Genomic DNA, 25853 nt, shown 5'->3' on the forward strand with positions numbered 1-25853 from the left:
CAAACCAAGCAATTGTTATAAATAAAAAGGCCACCTTTAAGGTGGCCTTTTCTATCTCAATAAAAAGCAATTTTCTTATTTACCCTTACCGGCAGCTTTACCAGTTGCGGCTTTTTTAGGGGTGAAGAAACGTTGTACAACTGAGTTTGATGGATCAAGCTCTCTTGCTTTAGTGAAGTTTTCGGTAGCTTTTGCAGGGTCTTTCTGTGTAAACTGATAGTAAGTACCTAAGTAAGCATAAGCCTCGCCTAAGTTTCTTTTATCAGCATCAGTAACGCCTTTTTCAGTTATCACCTGGATGTATTGCTCATAAAAAGGTTTAGCTAATCCCTGGCTGGTTTCCCGGCTTGGCTCTCTTAAATCCTGAATACGGGCACGGTATAAGATTACGTTTGCATTAGGCTTGTCAACCTTTGATGCTACGTAAGCAAAAGCCGCATCTGCTTTACCTAATAAACTGGTATCCGCAGCTACTTTAGTTTTAGTGCTGTTAGCATACTGATCTGAGAAACCAAAGTAGTAGCTGATACCTTCATAGAAATAATCATTCAGGGTAGCTTTTCTTGATTTGGTTACATACTGATGGTAAGCATCACCCGCCTGAACGAATTTTTTCTGACCATAGTAAGATTTCGCAATATCAGCATAGATATCAGCTTGGGTAGTATCTAACTGTGCAGCTTTTTGCAAAGTATTGATACCTACTGAATCCTGACCAGATTTCATTTGCAAACGGCCTAAGTACAGGTAATCATAAGGAATTATACGTTTAGGATCTGCTTTTGATAACCAAGTGTTCATGGCAGTTAAACCGTTGGCATAGTCGCCATTTTCATAAGCGGCATAAGCGATATAACGGTAAACTTTCAGGTTAGCGTTTGGCGTTTTAGAAATAGCAGCAGCTTCTTCCTGCAGTTCCTTGAATTTACCTGCCTGATATAAGAAGTCAGCGTAACGTATACGAGATTCTACCGACATATCAGTTAAGCTTAAGTACTTACGGTATTGCTCAGCAGCCTGGTTTACTTTAGCTGATGCTTGTGCAGGCACTTTTTGAGCCCAGCGAATATCAGTCTCAGCCCACTCGCGGTAAGCCGGACCAAAGTTAGGATCAATAGCTAAAGCTTCCTGGAATTGTTTTTCTGAATCTTCAAAGTTATCAGCGAAACGCCACAGCACACCGGTTGATACTTTTGGAGATGGTGATTTAGGATCTAAATCAAGCGCTGAAGTATAAGCCTTGTAAGCTTCAGTGCTTTTCAACTGTGAACGGTAAGCATCACCTAAAGCGATGTACAACTCAGGATCTTTAACCTTATCGTTCATCACTTTGTTGATGGTAGTGATGGCAGCATTTGCATCAGCAGGAGCCAGCATATAACCTTTAGCTACGTATACATATGGCTTGGTATCTTTACCTGCCAAAGTAAGAGCTTGGTTAAAGCTATTTTGAGCACCTGAGTTATCTTTATTTACGTGGGCTACAGCACCTAAACCGGCATAGTTTAAAGCAGATTTAGGATTGGCTGCAATACCTTTATCAAATGCAGCTTTTGCTGAATCCGGATAGTCTTGTGCTAAATAAACCCAACCCAGGTAAAAGAAATTCTCATCTTTACTTGGTTGTGTAGTAGTCAGGTTTTTAAGCATTGATTTAGCTTTCTGATATTGTTCGGCGTCAATAGCTTTCTTGGCGTCGGATAGACTTTGCGCAAAAACTGATGAACCTATAAATATCAGGCCTAATCCTGTTCCAGCGATTTTTTTAATCATCTTCATGGGCTTTAATTTATAGTGTTAGAGATTAGTTACTTATTTAATATTTATTTCTCTTGCAGGAATTGAATCGGGCAACAATCCGGATTTTAAAATAATTCGTTGTCCTCTCTCACTTCCTAAAAACACCTGGAATGCAGATGCTAATCCCGTGCGGCCGGTGCTGTTGTACACGTACAAATCGCGGCGTAGCGGATATTGTTTTAGAGCTAAAGTTTCCTGCGAAGGTTTAAAGAACTGATTGCCATATTTTTTGTCGGCCTCATCCTTTACACCAACCAATTGCACTTTTGCCACTGCGTCGGCATAATCCTTATCCGGATCATCCAACCAACTGAATCCTACAATGCCAATGGCGTTTCGATGTTCACTAACATATGTGATCACATCCTTGTTTGATTTCAGCGCGTATATATTTTTCTGCTTAAGCTCTGTATTACCCGAAAATTGCTTCAGATATCTCACCAAACTTGAGCTCGGGTTATCAAAAACGATATCCCTGTCGACCATTGTTTTGCCGTTAAGCATTGCTTTGATCTGGCTTACCGAAATAGCTGTATCTGCTGATTGCTTATTGACAATCAATACAACAGCATCAACGGCAAACTTATTGATTTCTGGAGGTAATTTGCGGTCTTTAAAAACCTGCAATTCGTCTTGTGTTAACTCCTTGGCTAGTATCGCGGTTCTAATACTATCATTCATGTACAACTTTAGCGCCTCTATTTCCGGCTTGTAAATAAACTGGATGTTAGTTTGAGGATAAAGTGCCTTAAAAATATAAGCCTCCTCATCAAGTATAGGCTTAAAAGACTCATCGGCTAATATTTGTATAGTGCCTGATGTTGCGGTGTCTTCGTTATTTTTAAAATTTTTGCCACGCTGCCTGCAGGTGATGAATACAGCGAGCACAATAAAGCAGCCTATAATTATCTTAACGCTATTTTTCATAGATTCTTGTATTGACGATGCGAATAAAACGCATTATACCATATATGATGAATAAAGCGCCAAACATATACCGCTGACTTTGCGATAAATTAAGCGGCAGCTTATTCCAGAACATGATTAACAGGCCTAAAATAATAATTGCAATAAATAAGGCTGCTCCTAAAATAAGCAAAAACCGCCTTGTGGGCGATTTTTGCTTATTGTTTGATATATTATTTTGCATTAATCTGATAAAAGCTTATTGATCTTGCAAAGTAAATACTACTGGTACGGTGTATTGTACACGCACGTCACGACCGTTTTGTTTACCTGGTCTCCATTTTGGAGAAGATTTTACGGCACGTACAGCTTCTTCCTCTAAACCAGAACCTGGTCCGCGTAAAGCTTTCACGTCAGTTAAGCTACCATCACGTTCCACAACGAAGGTTACGATTACACGACCTGATACGTTGTTTTCGCGGGCAACAGCCGGGTAACGAATTGCTCTACCTAAGAAAGCGTAGAATTTATCCATACCGCCCGGAAACTCTGGCGTAACCTCAACCGAGGTAAAGATTTCGTTAGTTGGCGCAGCCTCGGTAACCGCTTTACTTACCGGAGCATTACCTACCGGCTCGTCAATCCTTACGGTTTGAGTAGGATCGCCTTTGATATCTTTCTGACCTGGGTCAGCAGTTTTCAAATCTTCCTGTGTTGGCGGCTCTTTCTCGCGCACCTGCTGATCCGGCTTTACAACCGGAGGCGGGAACCTCACCTGATCAACCTTAGGCTTTTGCGGCTCAGGTGATGGTGGTGGTGGTGGCGGCGGCGGTTCATTTTGTTGAATTGGTGGCGGTGGCAACAAAGGCACCTCCTGAATTTTCACTTTCTCCGGAGCTTTCGGGATAAACCCTTTAACCATATTGATAATTGTCGGAATAGAAACCACCGCAATAAACAAACCTGTAGTAATCAGGAGTGCATATATAGTGTTACGGCCATTATTCTTACGTAACTGGTACGCGCCATAGGCCTTGTTTCTGTCCGCAAATACAACGTCAAGCCACTCCGTCTTAAGTATGTCTAACTTTGATCCTAGCATAGCTATGGCTTTTTGTTTATTAACGTTACAAAACGTTGATTGTTATTAATAAATATTGTCTCTTTTCAATAGCCCTACTTCTTCTGGCAAAATGTCCACAATAGCGTAGGCTTTAATATCGGTAATGTGCAGCTCATCTAAAATATCTACTACGTTTTTGTAAATAGATTTTTCGCTTGGCTTAACAAGTACTAAGATATCTTTACCGGTTTGCTGCTTTACTTTGGCAGCTTGCTCAACAAATACTTTACGTATACCTTCTTTGCCATAACCTTCTACAGTAGGCGGAGTTAAAGATTCGCCCGGTACACCCATAAACCATTCCAGCTTATTGTTGCTACCCAACAATACCGTTAAGGTTTGTGATGCTTTTACTGGCAGCTGATCTTTTGTCTTCTCATCTTTGTCCGGCATGGTTAAATCCATAGCCTTGGGTTTGTTCAGGGTGGTAGTAAGCATGAAGAAAGTTACCAGCAAGAAAGCCAAATCCACCATGGCAGTTAAATCTACACGTGTTGATTGTTTCTTACTTCTTACTTTCCCGCCTTTCTTGCCACCCCCGCCGGAGGTGTCTAATTCTGCCATCTTCTTATTTTCCTTTTAAAGTAGTTATTAAACTAAATTTATTTACTTTTTGCTTTTGCAATATGGCAATGATGCGCTGCATAGTAGGATATTCTTCCTTGCTATCACCTTTAATACTGATACGCAGCTCTTTGTCGTACAAGTTTTTGGTTACCACACGTGCGTCATGTATCCAGTTGTAAAGTTCATTACTTACCGAATCGGTTGGTATACCAGAGTTCATACGCTTACGATCTTCAGTTGAAGCGTTCAGGTACTGTTTCAATTGGGAAACCGGCACTGTAACGTTATCTAAAGTTGTAAATGCTTTAGCTTCACTTGGCGTAAAGCTAATGTTGCTTCGTTGGCCTATTTGCAATAACAGTTCTTTGCGTGCTTCGGCGCCTTCTAGGTTAAAGAACGCTTTGCCGCTACCCACGGTGATAATGGCGATATCCTTTTCTGGCAACGTTTGTTCTTCAGTTGCAGCAGGCGTATCCACCGGAACGGGATCTTCCGTTTTGGGCTTTGATGTCATGATGAAGAAAGTAAGCAACAGGAACGCTACGTCACACATAGCGGTCATATCAATTGCTGTACTTTTACGTGGAACTTTTACTCTAGGCATTTTTATGTCTTATTATCAATACTATATAAATCAGTTACTTATATTAACTACTCCGCCCAATATTTAGTGTACCGGGCGGAGCAATTTTTTATTGCCAACTAATTTTTAGTATCTCTCTCTGTTTTTGTGTGATGCAGCAAAAGTTTGAACGATGCTGAAACCGGTCTCATCAATTGCATAAGTCAGTTTATCAATTTTTGATGTAAAGATGTTATACATGATAATTGATAAAGCTGAAGTGAAGATACCGATAGCGGTATTGATCAACGCCTCAGAGATACCGTTTGCCAGCTCACTTGAACTTGCAGCACCTGAAGTTGCTAATGATTGGAATGCACGGATCATACCGGTTACAGTACCTAACAGACCGAACAATGTACCGATAGATACTAAAGTAGCGATGATAGTTAAGTTTTGCTCCAGCATAGGCATTTCCAAAGCAGTTGCTTCTTCAATATCTTTTTGGATAGCTAAAGTTTTTTGGTCAACGTCCAGGTTTGGCTCATTTTCCATTTCACGGTATTTTTTCAGACCTGATTTTACTACGTTAGCTACAGAACCTTTTTGTTTATCACACTCAGCAGTAGCTGCATCAATGCTACCAGCGTTCAGGAAAGCATTGATTTTTCTAACGAAAGCATCAACATTACCTGTACCTGCTGCTTTACCAATTACAACGAATCTCTCAATTGAGAAAATGATAACCATTAAGAATAAGGTCATCAGAACCGGCACAATCGGACCACCTTTGTGTACAGTACCAAAATAATCGGTAGGTGCGCCATGTTCAACATCACCACCTTTGTAATGGCTTGGATGTCCCAGCACGAAAATGAAAATACATAATGCTACTATAAAGCAAATCGGAATAACGAAAGACGCGAAAGCACTGTTGCCTGAGCTTTCTTTAACAGGAGTAGTAGTTGGTTTTGATGGTGCGGTTGCCATTACTTTAAATTTAGTTGTTAGTTTTTGTTTATAATATTTAGTTAATTAAATATGCTTACTAATGCGAATAACAAAATTATACTTTTCTTAATGTAAAACTAATCAAAATGTTATTCTTCACAATTTTTTAATATCAGTATATGTGCACATCCGAATTAACAATGTAATACATAACGTTGATAAAACGATAAATTGTGTTCGCGAGAACAATTTTTTGCAATGAAAACCATTTTTTTCAATAATAGCAAGCTTTAAATATCAAAAAAAGTGTAACTAAGCTGATATAGTATGCAAGCATAGTGTAAAAATTACGCTCACTGAAGTTGCTATATGAATTGTAACTTATTAGTTATGAAATTGTTTTTGAGGCTGGGAGCAACAGAAGTTCCGGTGCAATAACCGGCTCATTTACTGGTAAAAATAATATGTTAAATTTACACTTATTATCCGCCTGCTTTCTTGGCTTTATAACCATCAGCAAGCAATAGCTCCAATAATTTGTCCCTAAAATCGCCTTGTATCAGTATTTCATAGTCCTTTACGGAACCGCCCACACCACATCTCGACTTCAGTTTTTTACCTAATGTTTCCAGATCATCCTCCCGGCCGGCAAAACCGCTTATGCGGCTAACCAGTTTGCTGCCCCCTTTGCGGTCGAGATATATTTTCAGGTTCTGCTGTTGCGGAGGCGGCGTTACAGCATCGTCGTTGTCAATCTCGATCTTAAAATTAGGATCGGTTGAGTACATGATACCTGATGAGTTATTCTTATTTTTTTTAGCTGACATACTTTATGAAGCCTGATATTGCCCTACAACAACATTTAACGAACGCGGAATTATATTTATTTCAGCCTCCTCACCTTGTATTTGGGGCTCGCCATCCACATGCACAGCCCCGGCAACACTACGCTTAACTGTTATGTGCTTACCTTTTATAATCTCCACAAACTTCGATTGATCTGCCGTTTTGAAAAACATGCGCAGCCCCATTTCCGGGAACCGGTAAAGCGGGAAAGGCTTAATTATACAAACATCCAGTAAACCATCCTGAACTGATGCTTTAGGAGATACGTGTGCATTATTGCCATATTGCGATGAGTTGGCAAAGCTTAACATAAAGGCTTCGCGCTCGTATACCTTACCATCTATATTAATATGGTATAGCTGCGAGCGGTAGCTGACAATCTCGCGCACGGCCGATTTGAAGTAAGTAACAAAGCCGCGCGTACCCTGCTGGGCAAACACCTGGCTGATATGTGCATCAAAACCCATACCTGCCATGTTAAAAAACCATTGTCCGTTTAACTGTGCGGCATCTATCTGCTCAATGCGCTGATGATTGAGGCTCTTTATAGCTTCAATGGTATCCATGGGTATACCTAAAAAGCGCGACAGGCCGTTACCCGAACCGAAAGGCAATACGCCCAGTGCAGATTCGCTCCCTACCACTGCCGATGCGACTTCATTGATTGTACCATCGCCTCCAACGGCTACAATGATCGGGTAGGTTTTTATAGCTTCCTGGGCAAGCCAGTTGGCGTGCCCGGCCTCTTCAGTAAAAACTATAGTAGGCTCAATAGCGCTCTTATCCAGATGTTTCTGTATCAGTTGCGGCACATGGGCTTTGCTTTTACCACCGGCTACCGGATTTATTACAAACAGGGCTTTACGTTTCAAACGATGCTACTTTTTTTCGGCCACCAAAAGTAAGCCTATTTTCGGCTTTTGTAAAATTGTTTTACTTTTGCTCATTGTATAGTGGACTGATTTGATATTTCTGCCTGTAGGCAGGAGCCGGATTGCAACCACGTAAAAAAGTGCTAAACCCTTATATTCTTTCTTTTTTACAAATCCTGCACTATCCCGTCGGCCCGTTTGTTTATTAACTATTAAAAAAGACTTTAGATACTTTATGCCTTATTTATTCACCTCAGAATCGGTATCGGAAGGGCATCCCGATAAAGTAGCTGATCAGATATCAGATGCGTTGATTGACAACTTCCTGGCCTTTGACCCTGACTCGAAAGTAGCCTGCGAAACACTGGTTACCACCGGACAGGTTATACTGGCGGGCGAGGTAAAGTCAAAAGCTTACCTGGATGTTCAAAAAATCGCCCGTGATGTAATCAATAAAATTGGTTACACCAAAGGCGAATACATGTTCGATGGCAACTCATGTGGTGTATTATCGGCCATTCATGAGCAATCACCAGATATCAATCAAGGTGTAGACCGCCAGGATAAGCAGGAACAAGGCGCTGGCGACCAGGGAATGATGTTTGGCTATGCCACGGTCGAAACCGATAACTACATGCCATTAGCGTTGGATATTGCCCATGCGTTGCTAATCGAGCTGGCAGCCATCCGCCGCGAAAGCACCGACATTAAGTATTTACGCCCGGATGCTAAATCACAGGTTACGCTGGAGTATGATGACAATAACCAACCTCAACGCATTGATGCGATCGTAATATCAACCCAGCACGATGACTTTGATGAGGATGAGGCCATGCTGGCTAAAATCCGTGAAGACATCATTAACATTTTGGTGCCACGTGTAAAGGCTCGCTATCCTAAATACGCACACTTTTTCAATAATGATATTAAATATCATATAAACCCAACCGGCAAGTTTGTTATCGGTGGCCCGCATGGTGATACCGGCCTTACCGGACGTAAAATTATTGTGGATACCTACGGTGGCAAAGGTGCTCACGGTGGTGGTGCATTTTCGGGTAAAGATCCATCAAAGGTTGACCGCTCTGCCGCCTATGCTACCCGCCATATTGCCAAAAACCTGGTAGCTGCCGGCGTTTGCGATGAAGTACTGGTACAGGTATCCTACGCTATTGGCGTTGCCCAGCCGATGGGTATCTATGTAAATACTTATGGTACGGCTAAGGTGAGTTTGCACGATGGTGAAATAGCCCAAAAAGTAAGCGAACTGTTTGATATGCGCCCTTATGCTATTGAAACCCGCTTTAAACTGCGCAGCCCTATTTACAGCGAAACAGCTGCCTATGGCCACTTTGGCAAACCGAGCGAAACCATAACCAAAACCTTTGTAAGCCCGGAAGGCCGCGAGGTGGTTACCGAGGTAGAGTTGTTTACATGGGAAAAACTGGATTATGTTGACCAAATAAAACAGGCATTTAGCTTATAAGCCGTCTGCTGACAGATCATAAAAAAAGCGATAGAAAATTCTATCGCTTTTTTTTATGATTTATTTCCTCACTTCTTTAATACTTACGGCAGTATGTTCAGATACAATACAGGGGCCTGATTTATTTTACTTATTGATAATCAACCAATAACAATAAATCAAATAGAAGTCAGTAATTTTAAGTGCGATTCTATTAAACAAAATAGATGTCACAACGTACAATGCGCTTCACCCTAATAATTATAACTTCACAATGGCCTTACACTGTTCAAAATGTAACAGAGCATTTGCCTACCGCGTACCGCGAGGCTTTTTTGTTAAAACTTTCTTGTTCTTCTTACCTATCCGCAGATATTTTTGCGATTGCTGTTTAACCAAACGTTATGTATGGCAGCACAACGATAAGCCGGCTATCAATTAATAGCTTCTTATATTCAATGGGCTTAAACAGCCACTTGCTGTAAATACATTTGGATAGTATTCTCTAATCCATAATATAATGCATCGCTTATTAAAGCATGGCCAATACTTACCTCTTGTAAGCCGGGCACGTGCTGGGCAAAGTATTTCAGATTGTGCAAATCCAAATCATGACCTGCGTTGAGGCCCAGGCCAACCTTCTGTGCAACTATAGCAGCCTGTATATAAGGCGCAGCAGCCAGTTCAATACCCTGATGATAATGAGAGGCATACGCTTCGGTATAAAGCTCTACCCTGTCGGTACCGGTTTCGGCAGCTGCTTCAACCATATCAGGCAGCGGATCAACGAACAGGGATACACGAATGCCGGCGTCCTTAAAGCATTTAACCATATCAGTTAAATAACGCTTATGCTCAATAGTATTCCAACCGTGGTTTGAGGTGAGCTGGCCATCCGCATCGGGCACTAAAGTTACTTGATGAGGTTTAACTGCCAGCACCAAATCAATAAACTTCTGTTCTTCGCAGTTACCTTCAATATTAAACTCGGTAGTTACAATATTTTTTAAATCATATACATCGGCATAGCGTATGTGCCGCTCGTCGGGCCTTGGGTGCACGGTTATGCCCTGTGCGCCAAACTTCTCACAATCCCGAGCTACTTGCAACAGGTCGGGCCGGTTGCCGCCCCGTGAGTTACGCAACGTTGCTACTTTATTTATATTTACAGATAAACGAACCATCGGCTACTTATTTTGGTACAAAGTAAACATCTTTACCCCTAACAGTTAAATGCTTTTTATGATTGGGCAAAGTGTTAATTAACCCACCTTGAGCTTAAACATTAGCCTACATTGGCTGTTGCAAACCTTAATCACTTAAAATTATTAGCTATTATGGATACTTCTCTTATTACCACCAGCACATCACTGGAGGGCTATCGCATTGTTAAACACCTGGGTGTGGTACGCGGAATTACCGTGCGCAGCCGCAGTGCGCTGGGCAACATTGCCGGCGGTTTTCAATCATTGTTTGGCGGCCGATTGTCTATTTATGTTGAACTATGCGAACGCACCCGCGAAGAGGCCTACCAATTACTTATACAGCATGCACAGGCTATTGGTGCCAATGCTATCATCAATATGCGGTATGATGCCAACGAGGTAATGCAGGGCATAACCGAAGTACTGGCTTACGGTACTGCCGTTGTTGCAGAAAAAGAGTAGATGCAACAAAAAAGGGAGCACCCTTTCGGATACTCCCCCTCGCATCATTATTTAAAAACCAGAACACAAATAGTTTTACTCATAACTATTTACCAACACGTTATCAGATGCAGATGCATTAAAGCACCGTTTCATAATCACAGTTGGGTTCCGTTTTCATATAACCTTACGCAAGGCGGGGATTGTACGCTACACCTTAACTAAAATATATTTCAACAAAAAAGGCATGGTTGTTACAACCATGCCTTTTCTATATACCAAATAAATATTAATATCTGTAGTAATCTGGTTTGAATGGACCTTCAACGGTTACACCGATGTATTCAGCCTGGTGTTCGTCTAATACTTCCAGCTCTACACCAATTTTAGCTAAGTGCAGGCGGGCAACTTTTTCATCAAGGTGTTTAGGCAGGGTGTAAACTTTGTTCTCATAAGCCTCGCGGTTGGTCCACAGTTCTAACTGGGCAAGCGTTTGGTTGGTGAACGAGTTTGACATGACAAAGCTTGGGTGACCGGTAGCACAACCTAAGTTTACCAAACGACCTTCGGCCAGTATAATCACATCTTTACCGTTGATGGTGTATTTATCAACCTGTGGTTTAATTTCAACTTTGGTATCGCCATAAGTACCATTTAACCAGGCCATATCAATTTCGTTATCGAAGTGACCGATGTTACAAACGATTGCTTTATCTTTCAGGGCACGGAAATGCTGCTCGCGTACAATATCGCAGTTACCGGTAGCAGTTACCACAATATCGGCCTCAGGGATAGCAGTTGCCAGGCGTTTTACCTCAAAACCTTCCATAGCAGCTTGCAGGGCACAAATCGGGTCAATTTCGGTAACAATAACGCGAACACCGGCATTACGCAGTGAATCGGCCGAACCTTTACCTACGTCGCCGTAACCGCAAACTACGGCTACTTTACCAGCCATCATTACGTCGGTAGCGCGGCGGATAGCGTCTACTAATGACTCACGGCAGCCGTATTTGTTATCGAATTTTGATTTGGTAACCGAGTCGTTAATATTGATAGCAGGAATTGGCAGGGTGCCGTTTTTCATGCGCTCATATAAACGGTGCACACCGGTAGTGGTTTCTTCTGATAAACCTTTGATGCCGGCAACCAGCTCGGGGAATTTATCAAACACCATGTTGGTTAAATCGCCACCATCATCTAATATCATATTCAGGGGCTGGCGCTCTTCGCCAAAGTACAGGGTTTGCTCAATGCACCAGTCAAACTCTTCGGCGTTCATACCTTTCCAGGCGTAAACAGAAACACCGGCAGCAGCAATAGCCGCAGCAGCATGATCCTGGGTAGAGAAGATATTACATGATGACCAGGTAACCTCGGCACCTAAAGCCACCAGGGTTTCGATCAGCACAGCGGTTTGGATGGTCATGTGCAGGCAGCCGGCAATGCGGGCACCTTTTAATGGCTGCGACGGGCCATACTCGGCGCGCAGTGCCATTAAGCCCGGCATTTCTGCCTCGGCCAGTTCTATTTCTTTGCGGCCCCAATCGGCCAGCGATAAGTCTTTTACTTTGTATTTAACGTACGCAGTTTCTACTGATGACATACTTTATATGTTTTTGTAATGCAAAATTAGGGATTATCAGCGGGTTATACAAGATTGCGGTTTGGAAGAGCACTAAAGGCAATTGGATATTTCCTATACGATTTATCAGATTTCGGTATAAATAAAGGTGTTCCACTTTTGAAGTGGTACAAAGCGGAACAAACCGGTACACGCCGGTACAGGTGGTACACTTTGGTACACCTAAAACGGCGTTTGCAGCACCTAGAGGCAGTTCAAAAAAAGTGGTACGCTTTGGAACACCCGGTACAGTTTGGTACAGGTATTTATACTCGTGACACGATCGTGTCAGTAGACATACTATGGTTTTTAACCAGCATTTGTAGCATCTGCCATCTAATCTACGTATCTATAAAACACCCTGTAAATAACCAGATCAATGAAAAAGTTATTCCTATTATCACTAATGTTTGGCTGCTTGCTTTTATCCTGTAATAAAGACAAAAACATCTCCAATAAAAACAACAGGCTAACAGGCAACTGGACCCGCCAGTTGAATGATGATTCTGGCGTTCGAAAAATCATTGAACAATACCAATTTAAAAACGACGGCAGCTATGAATTTGCAGTTAAAGCGGTTACTCCACGCAATTACGATTTGTTGGGATACGTACGAAAAACATCAGGCCAGTATAGGATAAATGGCGACTTGTTAATATTTTATAACAGCACCACTTATATGGCCGATCAGATTAAGAGCCCTTACGCGAGTGAGGAAAAGCTTATTAAAGTTGATGACACAGCATCCGAGACAAAAGCAAATTATCGTATTGAAAACGATGCATCAAAGTTAACAATCACCTTACCCTGCCCACCCAATGCTTTTTTCTGCATAGGCAGCGTTATATATAATCGCAACTAACCAATCGGTTACAAAAAAGCGTTGTGATATAAATGCATATCACAACGCTTACTCTCCATACAAAATAAAAATTAATTCAGCGTTAAATACTGTGTTGGGTTTACCGGTTTGCCGTCTTTACGCACTTCATAATGTAAATGCGGACCGGTTGAGCGGCCGGTTGAACCTACACGGCCTACCACTTCGCCCACATTCACTCGCTCGCCTTCGCGTACCGTAATGCGCGACAGGTGTCCATACCAGGTTTCGATACCATTAATGTGGCGGATACGTACGCAATTACCATAGCCTCCTGCCCTCCCGGTAAAAATCACCTTACCACTGGCGGTGCATTTTACCTGCTCGCCCATCTGGCCTTTAAAATCCAACCCAGGGTGAAACTCACTGCGGCCAAAATTGAACGGGTTGCCCCGGTAGCCGAACAGCGAGGTAAAAGAACTGATTTTCGGATAGCCCATCGGCATTTCGGCTATATTATCTACCAATTGTGATAGATAGCGATTATACCGTTTATAAATTTGCGTATTGCTTACCTTGGCCGATTTGTTATTGGTTTTAACAGGCTTAAATGCTACTCCCTTTAAGCCCCGGCGGCTCAGGTAGTTATTAATCGTTTTTAGTTTGGCCTGTATACTTTCAATATAGCCCAGCGCCTTGGTGTTGCTGCTGTCTTTTTGCGCGGTTACCAGGTTAAGGGCCTCTACGTTCTCATCAACCTGTGTTTTCAATTCAGATACCTGGTTAAGCAGGCGGGCGTTCTCTTCCTGCTGCAAGCGGCTTTGTTCATTCAGTTTGCTGATGGTATAAGTTAAAGAAATTACCAAAACAACAGTTACGCCCGAAAATATCTTTAATGCTTTTAAATAGCGCGCTCTTACTTGTAATACCTTTGGTTTAAGCTGATTGGCGCCCGCACTGTTCTCCACTCTAAAATCTGCTTGTTTCAAGCTCATACAATAGTTTACTTGTTAATCAATTAAGGGTTATGCCTTTTTACGGGCTGTTTAGCTTAAAAAGTTACCTGTAAAACGTCACTAGTTTGTTAATATTTTAACCTGCGGCTTTTTTGGATACTTAATTTAATATTTTTGTGATGTATCAGATTTTAAAAAGCTTATGTATCCAGAATATTTTGTGGCTCCAATGCGGGCTGATTTAGTAAACGCCGGTTTTACCGAGCTGAAAGATGCCCAATCGGTTAAAGAAGCGGTTGAAAGCGAGGGCACTGTATTTGTAATGGTTAACTCGGTTTGTGGTTGCGCGGCTGCTATGGCCCGCCCTGCTGCCAAGATGGCCGCCCAGCACGGCAAGCACCCCGATAAACTGGTAACCGTTTTTGCCGGTATGGAAAAAGATGCGGTAGATGCTGCACGTAACTACATGTTGCCTTACCCGCCATCATCACCAGCTATGGCCCTGTTTAAAGACGGCAAACTGGTGCACATGATTGAGCGCCACCAGATTGAAGGCCGCCCGGCACAAATGATTGCCGATAACCTGATTGATGCGTTTGAGCAATACTGCTAAATTTATCTTTAGATGATTATAAAATGGAAAGTCCGGCCCCTTAAGGCCGGATTTTTTATTTTAGGGCAGGTAGCAATTAATACTAAACAACCCGCTTTTTGAAAAAAGGATCTTCACTCGTCCTGTTGTTGCTCAGTAAAATACCATCGGCTTAAACGAACTTACCTGCGATATAATACTGCATCAGCATGATATTGTTATGCTGAAAGACATGAGCCCACATACGGTCATTCTTTTTCTAAAAAATCAATCAAAATTTTATTGAAAGCTTCTGGTTGATCCATGTGCGGTAAATGCCCGGCATTTTCAATTAAACAACATTTGGCATAGGGCATTATATTGGCAGCTCTTTCACCACATTTAGCAGAAAATAACCGATCATCTTTCCCCCAAATAATAAGGGTTTCATTTTTGATTTGCCGCAGCGATTCTTCGGGTATTTCCGATACAGCAGCACCCCTGCCTTGTTTAAACGCATTTTTTCCACCCCGATCTTTAAGAACAGCAATGGAGTAGAGGCTATGGTTGGGATCCCTGTTTTCGGGTTTATGCAGGATGTAAGGCGAATTAAAACGATTGGCCACAGTGGATGGAAAGCTATTCATCCAAACCATTCCAACAAAAGGCCAAAAGGACACTTTTGCACCTAAGCCGGCAGCATCAACCAAAACCAATTTATCAACCTTCGTTGGATAGTCTATGGCAAATTGCAGCGCTATAGCACCCCCTTGTGATAATCCAACAACATGCGCCCTGGATATATCCATTCCTGTTAAAAAATCGCTAAGCCATTTTGAAAAGTAAGGACGGTCATAAGGGGCGTTAGGTTTGTCAGATTCTCCATATCCTACGATATCGGGTGCCAATACCCGAAAGCTTTTAGCAAGAGCACCAATTGATGGGTACCAGGTAACAGCACCAGCTCCGGCACCATGCAGGCAAACTACAACATCACCACTTCCGGCAGACAAATAAGCAGTTTTTACCGAACCGATAGTTATCTCACCTTGCTCAACCAGAACTCCCATTTTATCTATAAGGGCTTTCTTATACCAGTTTTTGTTTCTTCTTTCCAAAATTTACTAAAATGTATGTGATAAGTTCTTAACCGCAAATATATTATTGTGAGTAAGATATTGGAGCCTTTAAAAGTTCAGTAACCTGCTAAATGTCTTATACAAACACTAACAAAATATTATCTTCGTAACAAAACCCAAAACATCGCGTCTAAACACAAAAATTAGTATTTATAGTTCATGAGCAATAAACCTATCGCTTTACTGGTAGCCGGCTTTGTAGCCGCCCTGATGCAGCTACCGGCACATGCGCAACAACAGCAGACAGAACCAGCCAGTCCGGCGCTGAAAATTTACCGAGCCACTCCCGAAAAAATTAACGATTTGGTGCACACCAAGCTGGATGTACGTTTTGATTATAAAAAACGCTATATGTACGGCAAAGAGTGGGTTACTTTAAAACCACATTTTTACCCTACCGACAGCCTGCGCCTGGATGCGAAAGGCATGGACATTAAAACAATTGCCGTTGTAAAAAATGGCAAGAATGTGCCGCTTAAGTTTACGTATGATAGCCTTTCGCTGGCTATTAAGCTGGATAAAACTTATCGTAACAACGAAAACTACACTCTATATATCGATTATACAGCCAAGCCCGACGAACTGAAATCACAAGGCAGTGCTGCTATTACCGACGCTAAAGGTTTATACTTTATTAACCCCGATAGTGCAGTAAAAGGCAAGCCGGTACAGATCTGGACACAGGGCGAAACCGAAAGCTCATCGGCCTGGTTCCCGACCATCGACAAGCCGAACCAGAAAACTACCGAAGAGATTTACATGACGGTACCATCCAAATATGTAACCCTGTCAAACGGTAAACTGGTATCACAAAAAAGTAACGGCAACGGCACCCGTACCGATTACTGGAAAATGGACCTGCCACACTCACCTTACCTCTTTATGATGGCTGTGGGCGATTTTAAAATCACTCGTGATAAATGGCGCGATAAGGAAGTGAGCTATTACCTGGAGCCTAAATATGCACCTTACGCTAAAGAAATTTTTGGCCGTACGCCAGAAATGATCGAGTTTTTCTCTAAAACTTTAGGTGTGGATTATCCCTGGAACAAATATGCACAGGTTGTAGCACGCGATTATGTGAGCGGCGCAATGGAAAACACATCAGCCACCTTGCATGGCGAAAGCGTACAGGCTACGCACCGCCAAATGCTTGACCGGTATTACGATTGGGGCGAAAGCACCATTGCGCACGAATTGTTTCACCAATGGTTTGGCGATTATGTAACAGCCGAAAGCTGGAGCAACTTAACCGTAAACGAATCATTTGCCGATTTTAGCGAAACGCTTTGGGCTGAATACAAATACGGCAAAGACGAAGGTGATGCGCACATCAACAACGACCGCCGCAACTACCTGAACGGTCAGGGTTCATCAGCCAAAAACCTGGTTCGCTTTTACTATAAAGATAAAGAAGACATGTTTGATAATGTAACCTACCAAAAAGGTGGTTCCATTTTATACATGCTGCGCAACTTTTTGGGTAACGAGGCATTTTACAAAGGCCTTAACATTTACTTGAAAACCAATGCCTTTAAAAATGGCGAAGCTCACCAATTACGTTTGGCTCTTGAAGAAGCCAGTGGTAAGGACTTAACCTGGTTCTTTAACCAATGGTATTTTGGCGCCGGTCACCCTGTACTGAACATCAGCTACAAATGGGATAATGGCAGCAAAACACAAACTGTTTATGTACAGCAAAATCAGGAAGGCAATGCCTTTATTTTACCTGTAGCTGTAGATATTTATACAGGCGGCAAAAAAGAGCGCCATATGGTTTGGCTGCGCAATAAAGCCGATACTTTAACCTTTAAAGTAGCCAGCAAACCAGAGCTGGTAAACTTTGATGGTGATAAAATGCTATTGAGCCAAAAAGTAGATAGCAAAACCATTGAAGAGCTGGCTTACCAATACAAAACGGCCGGTTTATACATGGACCGTTACGAAGCTGTTACCGCTGCCATTGCACAGCAAACTAGCAACAAAACAGCCCGCGAAATTTTGATTAACGCCCTGAAAGACAAGTTTTACGGCCTGCGCATCAGAGCTATTAAAAATTTAAAGCTGGATAATGATGATGTTCGCAATGCGGCTCAGCCTGTACTGGTATCGCTTGCACAAACCGACAACAACAACCAGGTGCGTGCAGCTGCGTTAGAGGCGTTGGGCAGCTTAAAAGCATCAGGCAATGCCAACCTGTTCCGTGAGGCCTTAAAAAGCCAATCATACGCTATACAAGGCGCAGGCTTAAGCGGCCTATCTCAGGTTGAAGGTGCCGAGGCTTTAAAAGCAGCCAAAACATTAGAAAAAGACAGCGAAGGTGATTTAAGCGAAGCCATATTAGGCGTATATGCAGCTAACGGTACTGATGCCGAGTGGCCTTATGTAAATGAAAAGTTTGCCGCTGCTCCGCCGCAAAGCAAATTCAATATTATACGGGATTATGCCGGTTTTGTGGCCCGTTTACAAAACAGCACTTACGCACAGCAAGGCATTAGCCAGATCAAGGATTTTGGCCTGAAGTTCAAACAGTATGTTGGTCCGCAGGTGATTAGCATTCTGGAAGGCATTAAAGCTCAACGTGCCAAACTGAATGATACCGCATCAGCAAACGCTGTAGATCAGGCTATCGCACAAATTAAATAACCGTTTAACGGTTAACATAACAAAAGGCCGCCTTATACAAGGCGGCCTTTTTATTTGCAGTACCAACAACAGCCTTAAAAGTGTTAAATAGCTTGACAAAACATTGAATATCAAGTATATTGCTAGTAAAATCCAACATCTATCATGAAAAAGGCCATTTTAATATCCTTACTGGCAGCAGGTGCTTATCAGGCTAAGGCACAAAAGCAACCCATTACCCAGATATTACCTTTAAGTTTACAACTTAAAACGCAGCAGCCACCAGCCATTAATAATGATTTAAATGCGTTTGCCCGTAAGCCCGGCAAGCAAAACCAGTTCTTAGGAGCCTTGGCTGCGCCTACTCAGGAGAAAAACCAGTCAGGAGGAAATTCGGCCCAATTGCAGGCACCAAATGATGGTTACAAAATGCCGGTTGCACACACTTCAGGTAACGATAAGATGCCGGTATACCGCGCACCCGATAATATCAAATACCACATGCTGGTTAAACGCCTGCAGCGAGCGGACTCCACACAAACCGCGCCTTAAGCAATAACTTTTAATAGTCTTTATTCATTAGCTTTTCCAGCTCGGCAAAACTGATATTCATTTTTACCTTGCCTTGCTTAGCGTAAGATATTTCGCCGGTTTCTTCGGATATGATCAGTGCGGTGGCATCATTAGCTTCGGTAACACCGATACCTGCGCGGTGACGCAAACCAAATTGCGGCGGCAAGTCGGTATTATCGGTAAGCGGCAAAATGCAGCTGGCCGCTTTGATTTTATTGTTAGATATCACCACAGCACCATCATGCAAGGGGCTGTTTTTTTGAAATATACTTTCGAGCAAGCGTTTGGATACTTTGGCATCCAGCACTTCGCAGCTGTTCTGGTAAAAGTTTTCGTCGTACTCTTTTACAAATATAATGAGCGCTCCGGTGCGGGTTTGTTTCATGCTTTTGCAGGCATCTATGATGGGCTTGATGCGTTTGTAATTATCTTTCTCGTTTTCGCTTTTCCCTAAAAAGAACCGCCACCAGGCCCGGTTGCGCTGCAAAGATGCATTGCGCCCAACCAGCAGCAAAAAGCGCCTTATTTCCTGCTGAAAAACAACCACCACGATAATTATACCTGCCTTGATAAAGTTATCGAGTATACCGGTAAGCAGCTGCATGTTCAGGGCCTTTACTACAAAGTACAGCAGAAAAATAATGGCCATACCCACAAACACATTGGCAGCAATAGTTCCCTTAATCAGGTTATATACCTGGTAAATGAGTATAGCTACCAACACCACATCCAGAATGCTGAACAGGTTAAACTTAAACATGCTAAAATCGAACGACGGCATGGTAACGAAGTTAATTAAAATGGTTAACACTTAAGGAATACATGTGGGTTTATGGTTTAACAATGATTTATTATGGCGTGACTGCTTTACAGGCTTCGTGGACTACGATATCAGCCTACTGCCTAACTCGTTCTATCACAAACAAATCCCAAACAGATTTGTGGTAAAAGAAACTTTAATAACTATAGAGAAATTTATTAGCCCAATCTGTCATGAAAAATATAAATCAACTGATGCAATCTTTTTTGGGATCAACCGGCGAGTGTAACCGTCGCGAGTTTTTGGAGAATGCCGGCAAAGGCCTGGTGGCTGCTACTGTGGTTGGCGAGCTGGCCTCGTGCACGGCCAATGCCCAGCAAATGAACGGCGCCGGCACCCGTAAAACCCTGGCCGATACCATTAAGGTGCAGGTGGCCAGCCAGCATGCCCCTACCGAGCGGCAGCAGGAAGCCGGCGCTACCATGCTTGAACCCGCTAAGCGCATTGGTTACGCCATTGTGGGTATTGGCGAACTTACCATGGGGCAAATTATGCCGGCCTTTGGGTCATGCAAGTATGCCAAGCCCGTTGCCCTGGTAAGCGGAGATGCGGCCAAAGCAAAAAAGGTAGCCGCCCAGCACGGCATCCCCGAAAAAAACATCTATAACTACCAAAACTTTGATCAGATTAAAAATAACCCCGAAATAGATGCCGTGTACATTGTGCTGCCCAACAGCATGCATGCCGAATTTACCATCCGGGCAGCGCAGGCTGGCAAGCATGTGCTTTGCGAAAAGCCTATGGCTAATTCAAGCAAAGAGGCGCAACAGATGATCGATGCCTGTAAAAAGGCGGGTAAAAAACTCATGATTGCCTACCGCATACAATACGAGCCCAACAACAGGCTAATGATGCAATGGACGCGCGACAAGCATTTCGGCAAGGTGAAGCTGATTGATTCCGTTAATGTGCAAAACATTGGTGACCCTAACCAGTGGCGTTTGAAAAAATCGCTGGCAGGTGGCGGCTCCCTGCCCGATATTGGTTTGTACTGCATAAACACCAACCGCTATTTAACCGGCGAAGAACCCAATATGGTATCGGCCGTAATACATACCGACCGTAACGATCCGCGTTTTAAAGAGGTGGAGGATAAGGTGTTGTTCCAGATGTTTTTCCCGAGCGGTACGGTAGCCAACAATACCACAGCCTACAGCGTGCACGATTCGAAACACTACCGCTGCTATGCCGAAAACGGCGGCTGGTTTGGTATGGATCCTGCATTTAATTACAATGGATTAAAAACCGAAGCATCGCAGGCGCAGGGCAAACTGGAGTTTAAACAAAACATTATTGTGGGCGAAAAACAGCAGTTTGCATTGGAGATGGATCATTTTGCCCAATGCATTATGGAAAATAAGGAACCTTTTACCCCCGGTGAAGAGGGCTTGCAGGACCATAAAATTATGGAAGCCATTTATGAAGCAGCCCGCACAGGCAAACCCGTAAAACTGGAAACCATAACCACGCTGGATACCTTCCGCAATAAAGCCAATATGCCGAAAGAAGAGTAATATTGAGAGCTAAGAACCAAGAGCCAGGGTTTAGATGGAATAACGCTCTTTCTTGGCTCATGCTTCTTAGCTCTCACAAACTATTTATTCCGCTCAATCGTGTATCTCACCAATTGTTCCAACCCGGTACGGGCCTCGCCTTGCGGGAAGGTATTCAGTATTTCGAAAGCCTCGTTCTGGTATTTTTGCATTTGAGTTTCGGCATATTGCAACCCGCCGGTTTGGTGTACAAACTTAACCACCTCGGCCACTTTATCGGGCTCTTCGTTATGGTTTTTGATCAGGTTAACAATGCGGCGCTTTTCGGACGAAGTGGTATGATTGAGCGCATAGATCAATGGCAGCGTTACCTTCTTTTCCTTGATATCGATACCCAGCGGTTTACCTACATCATCCGTACCAAAATCAAACATATCATCTTTGATCTGGAAAGCGATTCCAACCTTTTCACCAAACAGGCGCATTTTCTCGATAGTCTCGGCATCGGCCCCAGCCGATGAGGCACCACAGGCACAGCAGGAGGCAATAAGCGAAGCTGTTTTTTGGCGGATCACCTCATAATACACCGATTCATCAACGTTCATACGGCGGGCTTTTTCGAACTGAAGCAACTCGCCCTCGCTCATCTGTTTCACGGCATTAGAGAGGATTCTCAACAGCTCAAAGTCGTTATTCTCGAGTGACAGGAGCATGCCTTTAGTAAGCAAAAAATCGCCTACTAAAACGGCAATCTTATTTTTCCAAAGAGCATTTATGGAAAAGAAACCACGGCGCTGGTAAGAATTATCCACCACATCATCATGCACCAGTGAGGCGGTGTGCACCAGCTCAACCAGGGCAGCACCACGGTGGGTAGCCTCGTTTATACCGCCGCACAGGCTGGCGGTAAAAAACACAAACATGGGTCTTATCTGCTTGCCTTTACGCTTTACAATGTAGTGGGTAATGCGGTCAAGCAAAGGCACAGAGCTTTGCATCGAAGCTTTAAACTTCTCTTCAAAAACATCAATCTCAGCAGCGATGGGCTTTTTAATTTCGTTCAGGTTCAGCATCAAACTAAACAACGTAAATGGTGTGCATTTGCCCGTCAGGGGGCAATTGGCAGCAAACATACTTAAAATTATTTACCTGCTCTGCATCAATTAATTTAACAAACGGGTTAAACCATGTGCCCCCGCTTACGCTCTATTATTACAAATAACCGAAACAGCCATGAAAGCAAAAATATTAGGAAGTTTACTGGTTGCCATAGTAGCCGTTACTTCAATAGCCAAAGCACAAAGCCGTGTACCCTATATTAAATACCGCGAACGCGTACAGGATGAACGCATACATTACGGTGTACGCACCGGAGAGCTTACCCGCCATGAGGCTGTGGCACTACGCCGCCAGGAAATGAAACTGGACCGCGACCGCCGCATAGCCCTTGCCGATGGCCGCATTACCCCGCACGAACGCCGGTATCTGCAACGCGAAGCCAACAAGCTGAGCTATAATATACACCGCAGCACTAATGACCGTGACAGAAGGTTTTAAAAGACATTAAATAGTTAGTTGTAGTTAGTTTTGTGAAAGCGGAGCGCCCTGAACGGCCTTCGCTTTTTTGTTGTGGATACTGATGGATTAGCTTACATTTGCAAACCATTTCCCAAGGAGAGGTGTCTGAGTGGTCGAAAGAGCACGCCTGGAAAGTGTGTATACGTCAAAAGCGTATCGAGGGTTCGAATCCCTCCCTCTCCGCTGATTACATTTTCAAAAGTTATAAAAGCCTTCAAATTCAATATTTGAGGGCTTTTTTAGTTTTTAAGGTGATAAAAAACGCCATAAAAGCCTAAAATTTATCAGCGTCATTCGTGCGTCTTTTTGCTCATCAAAAGGACGCACGAATATCTTCACCAGGCACTGATATACAGCATGTTTAATATATGTGCATCTTGATTTTCAAAGCCTGCAATTCGACATTTGTTTAACCCTTAATTGTTATTTTATGTTAGAAAAAAGCTTCGGGTTGTTTTTTTACTTAAAGCAATCCAAAAATCAGAAGAAGGGACTACGGTACATCTACCTACGCATCACCGTAGATGGTGTTTCCAAAGAACTATCTACCAAGGGACAGTGGGAACAGTCCCGATGGAATCAATCTGCCGGACGGGCAACCGGATCAAAAGAAAATGCCAAAGCCTTGAATGCGTATTTAGACGTATTCAATGGGCAAGTATTCCAAGCAAAAAAGGTTTTGATACAGACAGACCAGGAAATTACCGCCGAGGCAATTAAAAATCTCTTGACTGGTTAGTTTGAAAGAAAGAGAACTATACTTCAAGGAGCACAATGACCAGATAAAATCCTTATCCGGACGGGACTATGCTATGGGGACGGTCAACCGATACAAGACTGCTTATGAATACATGGCCTCCTTTATCAAATGGAAATATGGCAGTGATGACCTGGAACTAAGAGAACTAAACTATGAATTCGTATCACAGTTTGCTTATTGGCTGAAAAGCGTTAGAATGTGTGGGCATAATTCAGCTATGAAGTATTTAAAAAACTTCAAAAAGGTCGTGTTAGAGTGCATTAAAAAAGACTGGCTTTCCCAGTACCCATTCGTAGATTTTAAAACTACCTTGAAGGAAGTAATTCGGGTTGCCCTGACAAAAGAAGAATTAGGCCGCATAGAAACAAAACTCTTCGAGAACGATCGGCTAAACCATGTAAAAGACATCTTTCTTTTCAGCTGCTACACCGGACTGGCATACATAGACGTAGCTAAGCTTCGCCAGTCAGATGTCATAACAGGGGTAGATGGGGGTTGGTGGATTATTTCCAAACGACATAAAACAGACACCGCGACACGGATTCCGTTACTTCCGCCCGCCATCGAAGTCTTAAAAAAGTACAAAGATAACCCTAAATGCATTGCAACAACTTAGCACTTCCTGTACTCTCCAACCAAAAGATGAATTTCATGATGCTAAAGCTAAGAAATAGAAAAGCCCAGCTTGTGGGCTGGGCTTATAAGAACTTTACGTTCCTAATTGAAAAGCTATGTCCCTAAATTAGAGAAAACCTGTTTTAGCAACGTAACTATACTTAATCTAGCAACAAAGACACTTTTCCAAACATATACTTATAATTTGATTCTATGTTAAACGTATTAGGGACATCAATCGAGATAGTAGCGATGTTTTCATTTTCGATATCTTTAGTTAAGATACACAGCGCATTCTCAAATTGTTTGTCATAAACAAAATCGGGCACCTGTTTACAGGGCTCGAATATTAAGATTGTGTCTTTATTCTCTAAGCCTTTGCAAACATAAACATTGAATTTATCGTTTTTCCTTTGTTGGCATGGATATATAGCCAACAACTTTATACTTGTGTAAATCTTATCAGCCTTAAATTTGCAGACGTGAGCTAAATCTACTTTCTTTTCTTTCCTGCGGATAACGGCCGGTTCCCGACAACTGATTAAACTTATTACTAACAAGCCCACACTCATTAAGACTTTGTACCTATTTTCTTTCATTTTTCAAGTGGTCTACATCTGTACGATTTAACGTTCCTGATTTGTAAAGTTGATAAATCCTCCACAACTGATCCTTCGATGGCCCAGTAGGGGCTGGGTTTGTTCCTTAAATCATAAAATTGTGACTTCCCTGTTGATTAGCTGTTGGTCCTGGGAGAAATCTATATTTGTAGCCATCACCACCAAAATGAATTTTATACTCTTGCGCTGGATGTCTTAAGCCACCTGTATGTCCGATCTCATGTGGTAAAGTTTTACCATTGTTATCAGAGATCATATCGTTGACATCTGCAACATTGACAGATATATTCTTACCGTCCATTGCTTGCGCTAGTATGTGTGCTGAGGGATGATCTTGATCTTTAAAATCATTACTATCTTTGATTGTAAACAGGCTTTCTTTACTTCCAAGCTGATCAATATCATTTATTTCTCTCATTTCAATTCGGGCATCAACTGTAAAACCAGCTTCCCCGTCTTTTCCAGCCAAGTGATCAGAATTAAATAATTTGGTAAACTGCCTTTTTACTGCCTGTGCTAAATCATAGGCTCTAGTTTCATGCTTATTGCGATCAGAAGCGCGATCTAAAACTGCCCCAGTAAATGCTATATGGTAATGTGAAACACCTTTATCATCTTTATCAACAGTTATTGCCCAATCCATTCCGTTTGGATCATTTAATAATATTGGATTATTTGCTACGTAACTATAGGCTGAAAGCGGATAAAACTTTTCTGCCTTTTGATCCATGGTCGTCCACCTGGCAATAACGGGATCATAGAATCTGGCGCCATAATCGTATTGGTTAGCCAGATCCGTTTGCACCTCCTTACCATTGTAAAGATAGCGGTTGTTGTTGGATAAGTCATAACCACCCGTTGGTTTTCTAAGTCCAAAGCTGTAGTACTCATCCTCTTGGATGATCCTCGGCGTATTGCCCG

25 protein-coding genes and 1 tRNA gene are annotated in these 25853 nt (G+C 42.6%); 11 read left to right on the forward strand and 15 right to left on the reverse strand.

All coding sequences use genetic code 11. The annotated features are described in order from the left end of the window. Positions 1–75: 75 nt before the first annotated feature. The 8 genes from KHS38_RS08785 to KHS38_RS08820 all read right to left on the reverse strand — a co-directional run bounded on the left by KHS38_RS08785 (position 76) and on the right by KHS38_RS08820 (position 7627). Positions 76–1773, reverse strand: coding sequence for a tetratricopeptide repeat protein (locus KHS38_RS08785; RefSeq protein WP_249665309.1), 1698 nt, complete (start codon positions 1771–1773; stop codon positions 76–78). Between the two features lie 39 nt (positions 1774–1812). After that, positions 1813–2727, reverse strand: coding sequence for a PstS family phosphate ABC transporter substrate-binding protein (locus KHS38_RS08790; RefSeq protein ID WP_213488120.1), 915 nt, complete (start codon positions 2725–2727; stop codon positions 1813–1815). A gap of 238 nt (positions 2728–2965) precedes the next feature. Beyond that, positions 2966–3808, reverse strand: coding sequence for an energy transducer TonB (locus KHS38_RS08795; RefSeq protein WP_213488121.1), 843 nt, complete (start codon positions 3806–3808; stop codon positions 2966–2968). Between the two features lie 45 nt (positions 3809–3853). Continuing rightward, on the reverse strand, positions 3854–4393 hold the full coding sequence (locus tag KHS38_RS08800; RefSeq protein ID WP_213488122.1) for an ExbD/TolR family protein: 540 nt from the start codon (positions 4391–4393) through the stop codon (positions 3854–3856). Between the two features lie 4 nt (positions 4394–4397). Then, positions 4398–5000, reverse strand: coding sequence for an ExbD/TolR family protein (locus KHS38_RS08805; protein ID WP_213488123.1), 603 nt, complete (start codon positions 4998–5000; stop codon positions 4398–4400). Positions 5001–5105: 105 nt separating this feature from the next. After that, positions 5106–5948, reverse strand: coding sequence for a MotA/TolQ/ExbB proton channel family protein (locus KHS38_RS08810; RefSeq protein ID WP_213488124.1), 843 nt, complete (start codon positions 5946–5948; stop codon positions 5106–5108). Between the two features lie 443 nt (positions 5949–6391). Next, positions 6392–6736 carry a translation initiation factor gene (locus KHS38_RS08815; RefSeq protein ID WP_213488125.1) on the reverse strand — a complete coding sequence of 115 codons (345 nt, stop codon included), beginning with the start codon at positions 6734–6736 and terminating at the stop codon, positions 6392–6394. A 3-nt stretch (positions 6737–6739) separates the two neighbouring features. Further along, positions 6740–7627, reverse strand: coding sequence for a diacylglycerol/lipid kinase family protein (locus tag KHS38_RS08820; protein WP_213488126.1), 888 nt, complete (start codon positions 7625–7627; stop codon positions 6740–6742). A gap of 235 nt (positions 7628–7862) precedes the next feature. Between KHS38_RS08820 and metK the strand changes: the two genes are divergently transcribed. After that, entirely contained in the window at positions 7863–9113 is a 1251-nt protein-coding gene (gene metK, locus KHS38_RS08825; RefSeq protein WP_213488127.1) for a methionine adenosyltransferase, read from the forward strand. Between the two features lie 443 nt (positions 9114–9556). Here the strand turns inward: metK and KHS38_RS08830 are convergent, their stop codons facing one another. Beyond that, positions 9557–10276 (reverse strand): pyridoxine 5'-phosphate synthase, encoded by a 720-nt coding sequence (locus KHS38_RS08830; protein WP_213488128.1) that lies wholly within the window; start codon positions 10274–10276, stop codon positions 9557–9559. Positions 10277–10429: 153 nt separating this feature from the next. Here KHS38_RS08830 and KHS38_RS08835 point away from each other — a divergent pair, with 153 nt between their 5' ends. Next, entirely contained in the window at positions 10430–10759 is a 330-nt protein-coding gene (locus KHS38_RS08835; RefSeq protein WP_213488129.1) for a YbjQ family protein, read from the forward strand. A gap of 268 nt (positions 10760–11027) precedes the next feature. On the opposite strand, the gene ahcY is transcribed toward KHS38_RS08835, so the two are convergent. After that, positions 11028–12344, reverse strand: a complete 1317-nt coding sequence (gene ahcY / locus KHS38_RS08840) for an adenosylhomocysteinase (protein WP_213488130.1) — start codon at positions 12342–12344, stop codon at positions 11028–11030. A 397-nt stretch (positions 12345–12741) separates the two neighbouring features. On the opposite strand from ahcY, the gene KHS38_RS08845 reads away from it, so the two are divergent. Beyond that, the gene (locus KHS38_RS08845; RefSeq protein WP_213488131.1) at positions 12742–13224 is read left to right on the forward strand and encodes a hypothetical protein; all 483 of its coding nucleotides are present in this window, start codon (positions 12742–12744) and stop codon (positions 13222–13224) included. 71 nt (positions 13225–13295) lie between these two features. Here KHS38_RS08845 and KHS38_RS08850 read toward each other — a convergent pair whose 3' ends face one another. Beyond that, a complete protein-coding gene (locus KHS38_RS08850) occupies positions 13296–14177 on the reverse strand; it encodes a M23 family metallopeptidase (protein WP_213488132.1) in 882 nt (293 codons plus the stop codon). A 163-nt stretch (positions 14178–14340) separates the two neighbouring features. Between KHS38_RS08850 and KHS38_RS08855 the strand changes: the two genes are divergently transcribed. Beyond that, positions 14341–14751 carry a BrxA/BrxB family bacilliredoxin gene (locus KHS38_RS08855; protein WP_213488133.1) on the forward strand — a complete coding sequence of 137 codons (411 nt, stop codon included), beginning with the start codon at positions 14341–14343 and terminating at the stop codon, positions 14749–14751. Between the two features lie 227 nt (positions 14752–14978). Here the strand turns inward: KHS38_RS08855 and KHS38_RS08860 are convergent, their stop codons facing one another. Continuing rightward, positions 14979–15827 carry an alpha/beta fold hydrolase gene (locus KHS38_RS08860; protein WP_213488134.1) on the reverse strand — a complete coding sequence of 283 codons (849 nt, stop codon included), beginning with the start codon at positions 15825–15827 and terminating at the stop codon, positions 14979–14981. Between the two features lie 180 nt (positions 15828–16007). On the opposite strand from KHS38_RS08860, the gene KHS38_RS08865 reads away from it, so the two are divergent. After that, positions 16008–18494 (forward strand): M1 family metallopeptidase, encoded by a 2487-nt coding sequence (locus KHS38_RS08865; RefSeq protein WP_249665310.1) that lies wholly within the window; start codon positions 16008–16010, stop codon positions 18492–18494. Positions 18495–18638: 144 nt separating this feature from the next. Next, complete coding sequence (locus KHS38_RS08870; RefSeq protein ID WP_213488135.1) at positions 18639–19025, forward strand: hypothetical protein; 387 nt, start codon at positions 18639–18641, stop codon at positions 19023–19025. Between the two features lie 10 nt (positions 19026–19035). Here KHS38_RS08870 and cdaA read toward each other — a convergent pair whose 3' ends face one another. Continuing rightward, on the reverse strand, positions 19036–19827 hold the full coding sequence (gene cdaA / locus KHS38_RS08875) for a diadenylate cyclase CdaA (protein WP_213488136.1): 792 nt from the start codon (positions 19825–19827) through the stop codon (positions 19036–19038). A gap of 212 nt (positions 19828–20039) precedes the next feature. Between cdaA and KHS38_RS08880 the strand changes: the two genes are divergently transcribed. After that, on the forward strand, positions 20040–21380 hold the full coding sequence (locus tag KHS38_RS08880) for a Gfo/Idh/MocA family protein (RefSeq protein ID WP_213488137.1): 1341 nt from the start codon (positions 20040–20042) through the stop codon (positions 21378–21380). An 80-nt stretch (positions 21381–21460) separates the two neighbouring features. Here KHS38_RS08880 and KHS38_RS08885 read toward each other — a convergent pair whose 3' ends face one another. Next, entirely contained in the window at positions 21461–22432 is a 972-nt protein-coding gene (locus KHS38_RS08885; RefSeq protein WP_213488219.1) for a polyprenyl synthetase family protein, read from the reverse strand. A gap of 160 nt (positions 22433–22592) precedes the next feature. On the opposite strand from KHS38_RS08885, the gene KHS38_RS08890 reads away from it, so the two are divergent. The 4 genes from KHS38_RS08890 to KHS38_RS08905 all read left to right on the forward strand — a co-directional run bounded on the left by KHS38_RS08890 (position 22593) and on the right by KHS38_RS08905 (position 24313). Then, entirely contained in the window at positions 22593–22916 is a 324-nt protein-coding gene (locus tag KHS38_RS08890) for a hypothetical protein (RefSeq protein WP_213488138.1), read from the forward strand. A 116-nt stretch (positions 22917–23032) separates the two neighbouring features. Beyond that, positions 23033–23120, forward strand: a tRNA-Ser gene (locus KHS38_RS08895). 247 nt (positions 23121–23367) lie between these two features. Further along, complete coding sequence (locus tag KHS38_RS08900; RefSeq protein ID WP_213488139.1) at positions 23368–23676, forward strand: Arm DNA-binding domain-containing protein; 309 nt, start codon at positions 23368–23370, stop codon at positions 23674–23676. Position 23677: 1 nt separating this feature from the next. Next, positions 23678–24313, forward strand: coding sequence for a site-specific integrase (locus KHS38_RS08905; protein WP_213488140.1), 636 nt, complete (start codon positions 23678–23680; stop codon positions 24311–24313). Between the two features lie 704 nt (positions 24314–25017). Here the strand turns inward: KHS38_RS08905 and KHS38_RS08910 are convergent. Next, positions 25018–25853 (reverse strand): RHS repeat-associated core domain-containing protein (locus tag KHS38_RS08910; RefSeq protein WP_213488141.1); only part of this gene is annotated, 836 nt, incomplete at its 5' end.

It is taken from the genome of Mucilaginibacter sp. Bleaf8, from assembly GCF_018390515.1.
In the GTDB taxonomy this organism is placed as follows: domain Bacteria; phylum Bacteroidota; class Bacteroidia; order Sphingobacteriales; family Sphingobacteriaceae; genus Mucilaginibacter.

What these genes read in the sequence shown, in the direction of transcription:
- KHS38_RS08785 (WP_249665309.1), bottom strand. Translation starts at nt 1,773, where the DNA reads ATGATTAAAAAAATCGCTGGAACAGGATTAGGCCTGATATTTATAGGT.
- KHS38_RS08790 (WP_213488120.1), bottom strand. Translation starts at nt 2,727, where the DNA reads ATGAAAAATAGCGTTAAGATAATTATAGGCTGCTTTATTGTGCTCGCT.
- KHS38_RS08795 (WP_213488121.1), bottom strand. Translation starts at nt 3,808, where the DNA reads ATGCTAGGATCAAAGTTAGACATACTTAAGACGGAGTGGCTTGACGTT.
- KHS38_RS08800 (WP_213488122.1), bottom strand. Translation starts at nt 4,393, where the DNA reads ATGGCAGAATTAGACACCTCCGGCGGGGGTGGCAAGAAAGGCGGGAAA.
- KHS38_RS08805 (WP_213488123.1), bottom strand. Translation starts at nt 5,000, where the DNA reads ATGCCTAGAGTAAAAGTTCCACGTAAAAGTACAGCAATTGATATGACC.
- KHS38_RS08810 (WP_213488124.1), bottom strand. Translation starts at nt 5,948, where the DNA reads ATGGCAACCGCACCATCAAAACCAACTACTACTCCTGTTAAAGAAAGC.
- KHS38_RS08815 (WP_213488125.1), bottom strand. Translation starts at nt 6,736, where the DNA reads ATGTCAGCTAAAAAAAATAAGAATAACTCATCAGGTATCATGTACTCA.
- metK (WP_213488127.1), top strand. Translation starts at nt 7,863, where the DNA reads ATGCCTTATTTATTCACCTCAGAATCGGTATCGGAAGGGCATCCCGAT.
- KHS38_RS08830 (WP_213488128.1), bottom strand. Translation starts at nt 10,276, where the DNA reads ATGGTTCGTTTATCTGTAAATATAAATAAAGTAGCAACGTTGCGTAAC.
- KHS38_RS08835 (WP_213488129.1), top strand. Translation starts at nt 10,430, where the DNA reads ATGGATACTTCTCTTATTACCACCAGCACATCACTGGAGGGCTATCGC.
- ahcY (WP_213488130.1), bottom strand. Translation starts at nt 12,344, where the DNA reads ATGTCATCAGTAGAAACTGCGTACGTTAAATACAAAGTAAAAGACTTA.
- KHS38_RS08845 (WP_213488131.1), top strand. Translation starts at nt 12,742, where the DNA reads ATGAAAAAGTTATTCCTATTATCACTAATGTTTGGCTGCTTGCTTTTA.
- KHS38_RS08850 (WP_213488132.1), bottom strand. Translation starts at nt 14,177, where the DNA reads ATGAGCTTGAAACAAGCAGATTTTAGAGTGGAGAACAGTGCGGGCGCC.
- KHS38_RS08855 (WP_213488133.1), top strand. Translation starts at nt 14,341, where the DNA reads ATGTATCCAGAATATTTTGTGGCTCCAATGCGGGCTGATTTAGTAAAC.
- KHS38_RS08865 (WP_249665310.1), top strand. Translation starts at nt 16,008, where the DNA reads ATGAGCAATAAACCTATCGCTTTACTGGTAGCCGGCTTTGTAGCCGCC.
- KHS38_RS08870 (WP_213488135.1), top strand. Translation starts at nt 18,639, where the DNA reads ATGAAAAAGGCCATTTTAATATCCTTACTGGCAGCAGGTGCTTATCAG.
- cdaA (WP_213488136.1), bottom strand. Translation starts at nt 19,827, where the DNA reads ATGCCGTCGTTCGATTTTAGCATGTTTAAGTTTAACCTGTTCAGCATT.
- KHS38_RS08880 (WP_213488137.1), top strand. Translation starts at nt 20,040, where the DNA reads ATGAAAAATATAAATCAACTGATGCAATCTTTTTTGGGATCAACCGGC.
- KHS38_RS08885 (WP_213488219.1), bottom strand. Translation starts at nt 22,432, where the DNA reads ATGCTGAACCTGAACGAAATTAAAAAGCCCATCGCTGCTGAGATTGAT.
- KHS38_RS08890 (WP_213488138.1), top strand. Translation starts at nt 22,593, where the DNA reads ATGAAAGCAAAAATATTAGGAAGTTTACTGGTTGCCATAGTAGCCGTT.
- KHS38_RS08900 (WP_213488139.1), top strand. Translation starts at nt 23,368, where the DNA reads ATGTTAGAAAAAAGCTTCGGGTTGTTTTTTTACTTAAAGCAATCCAAA.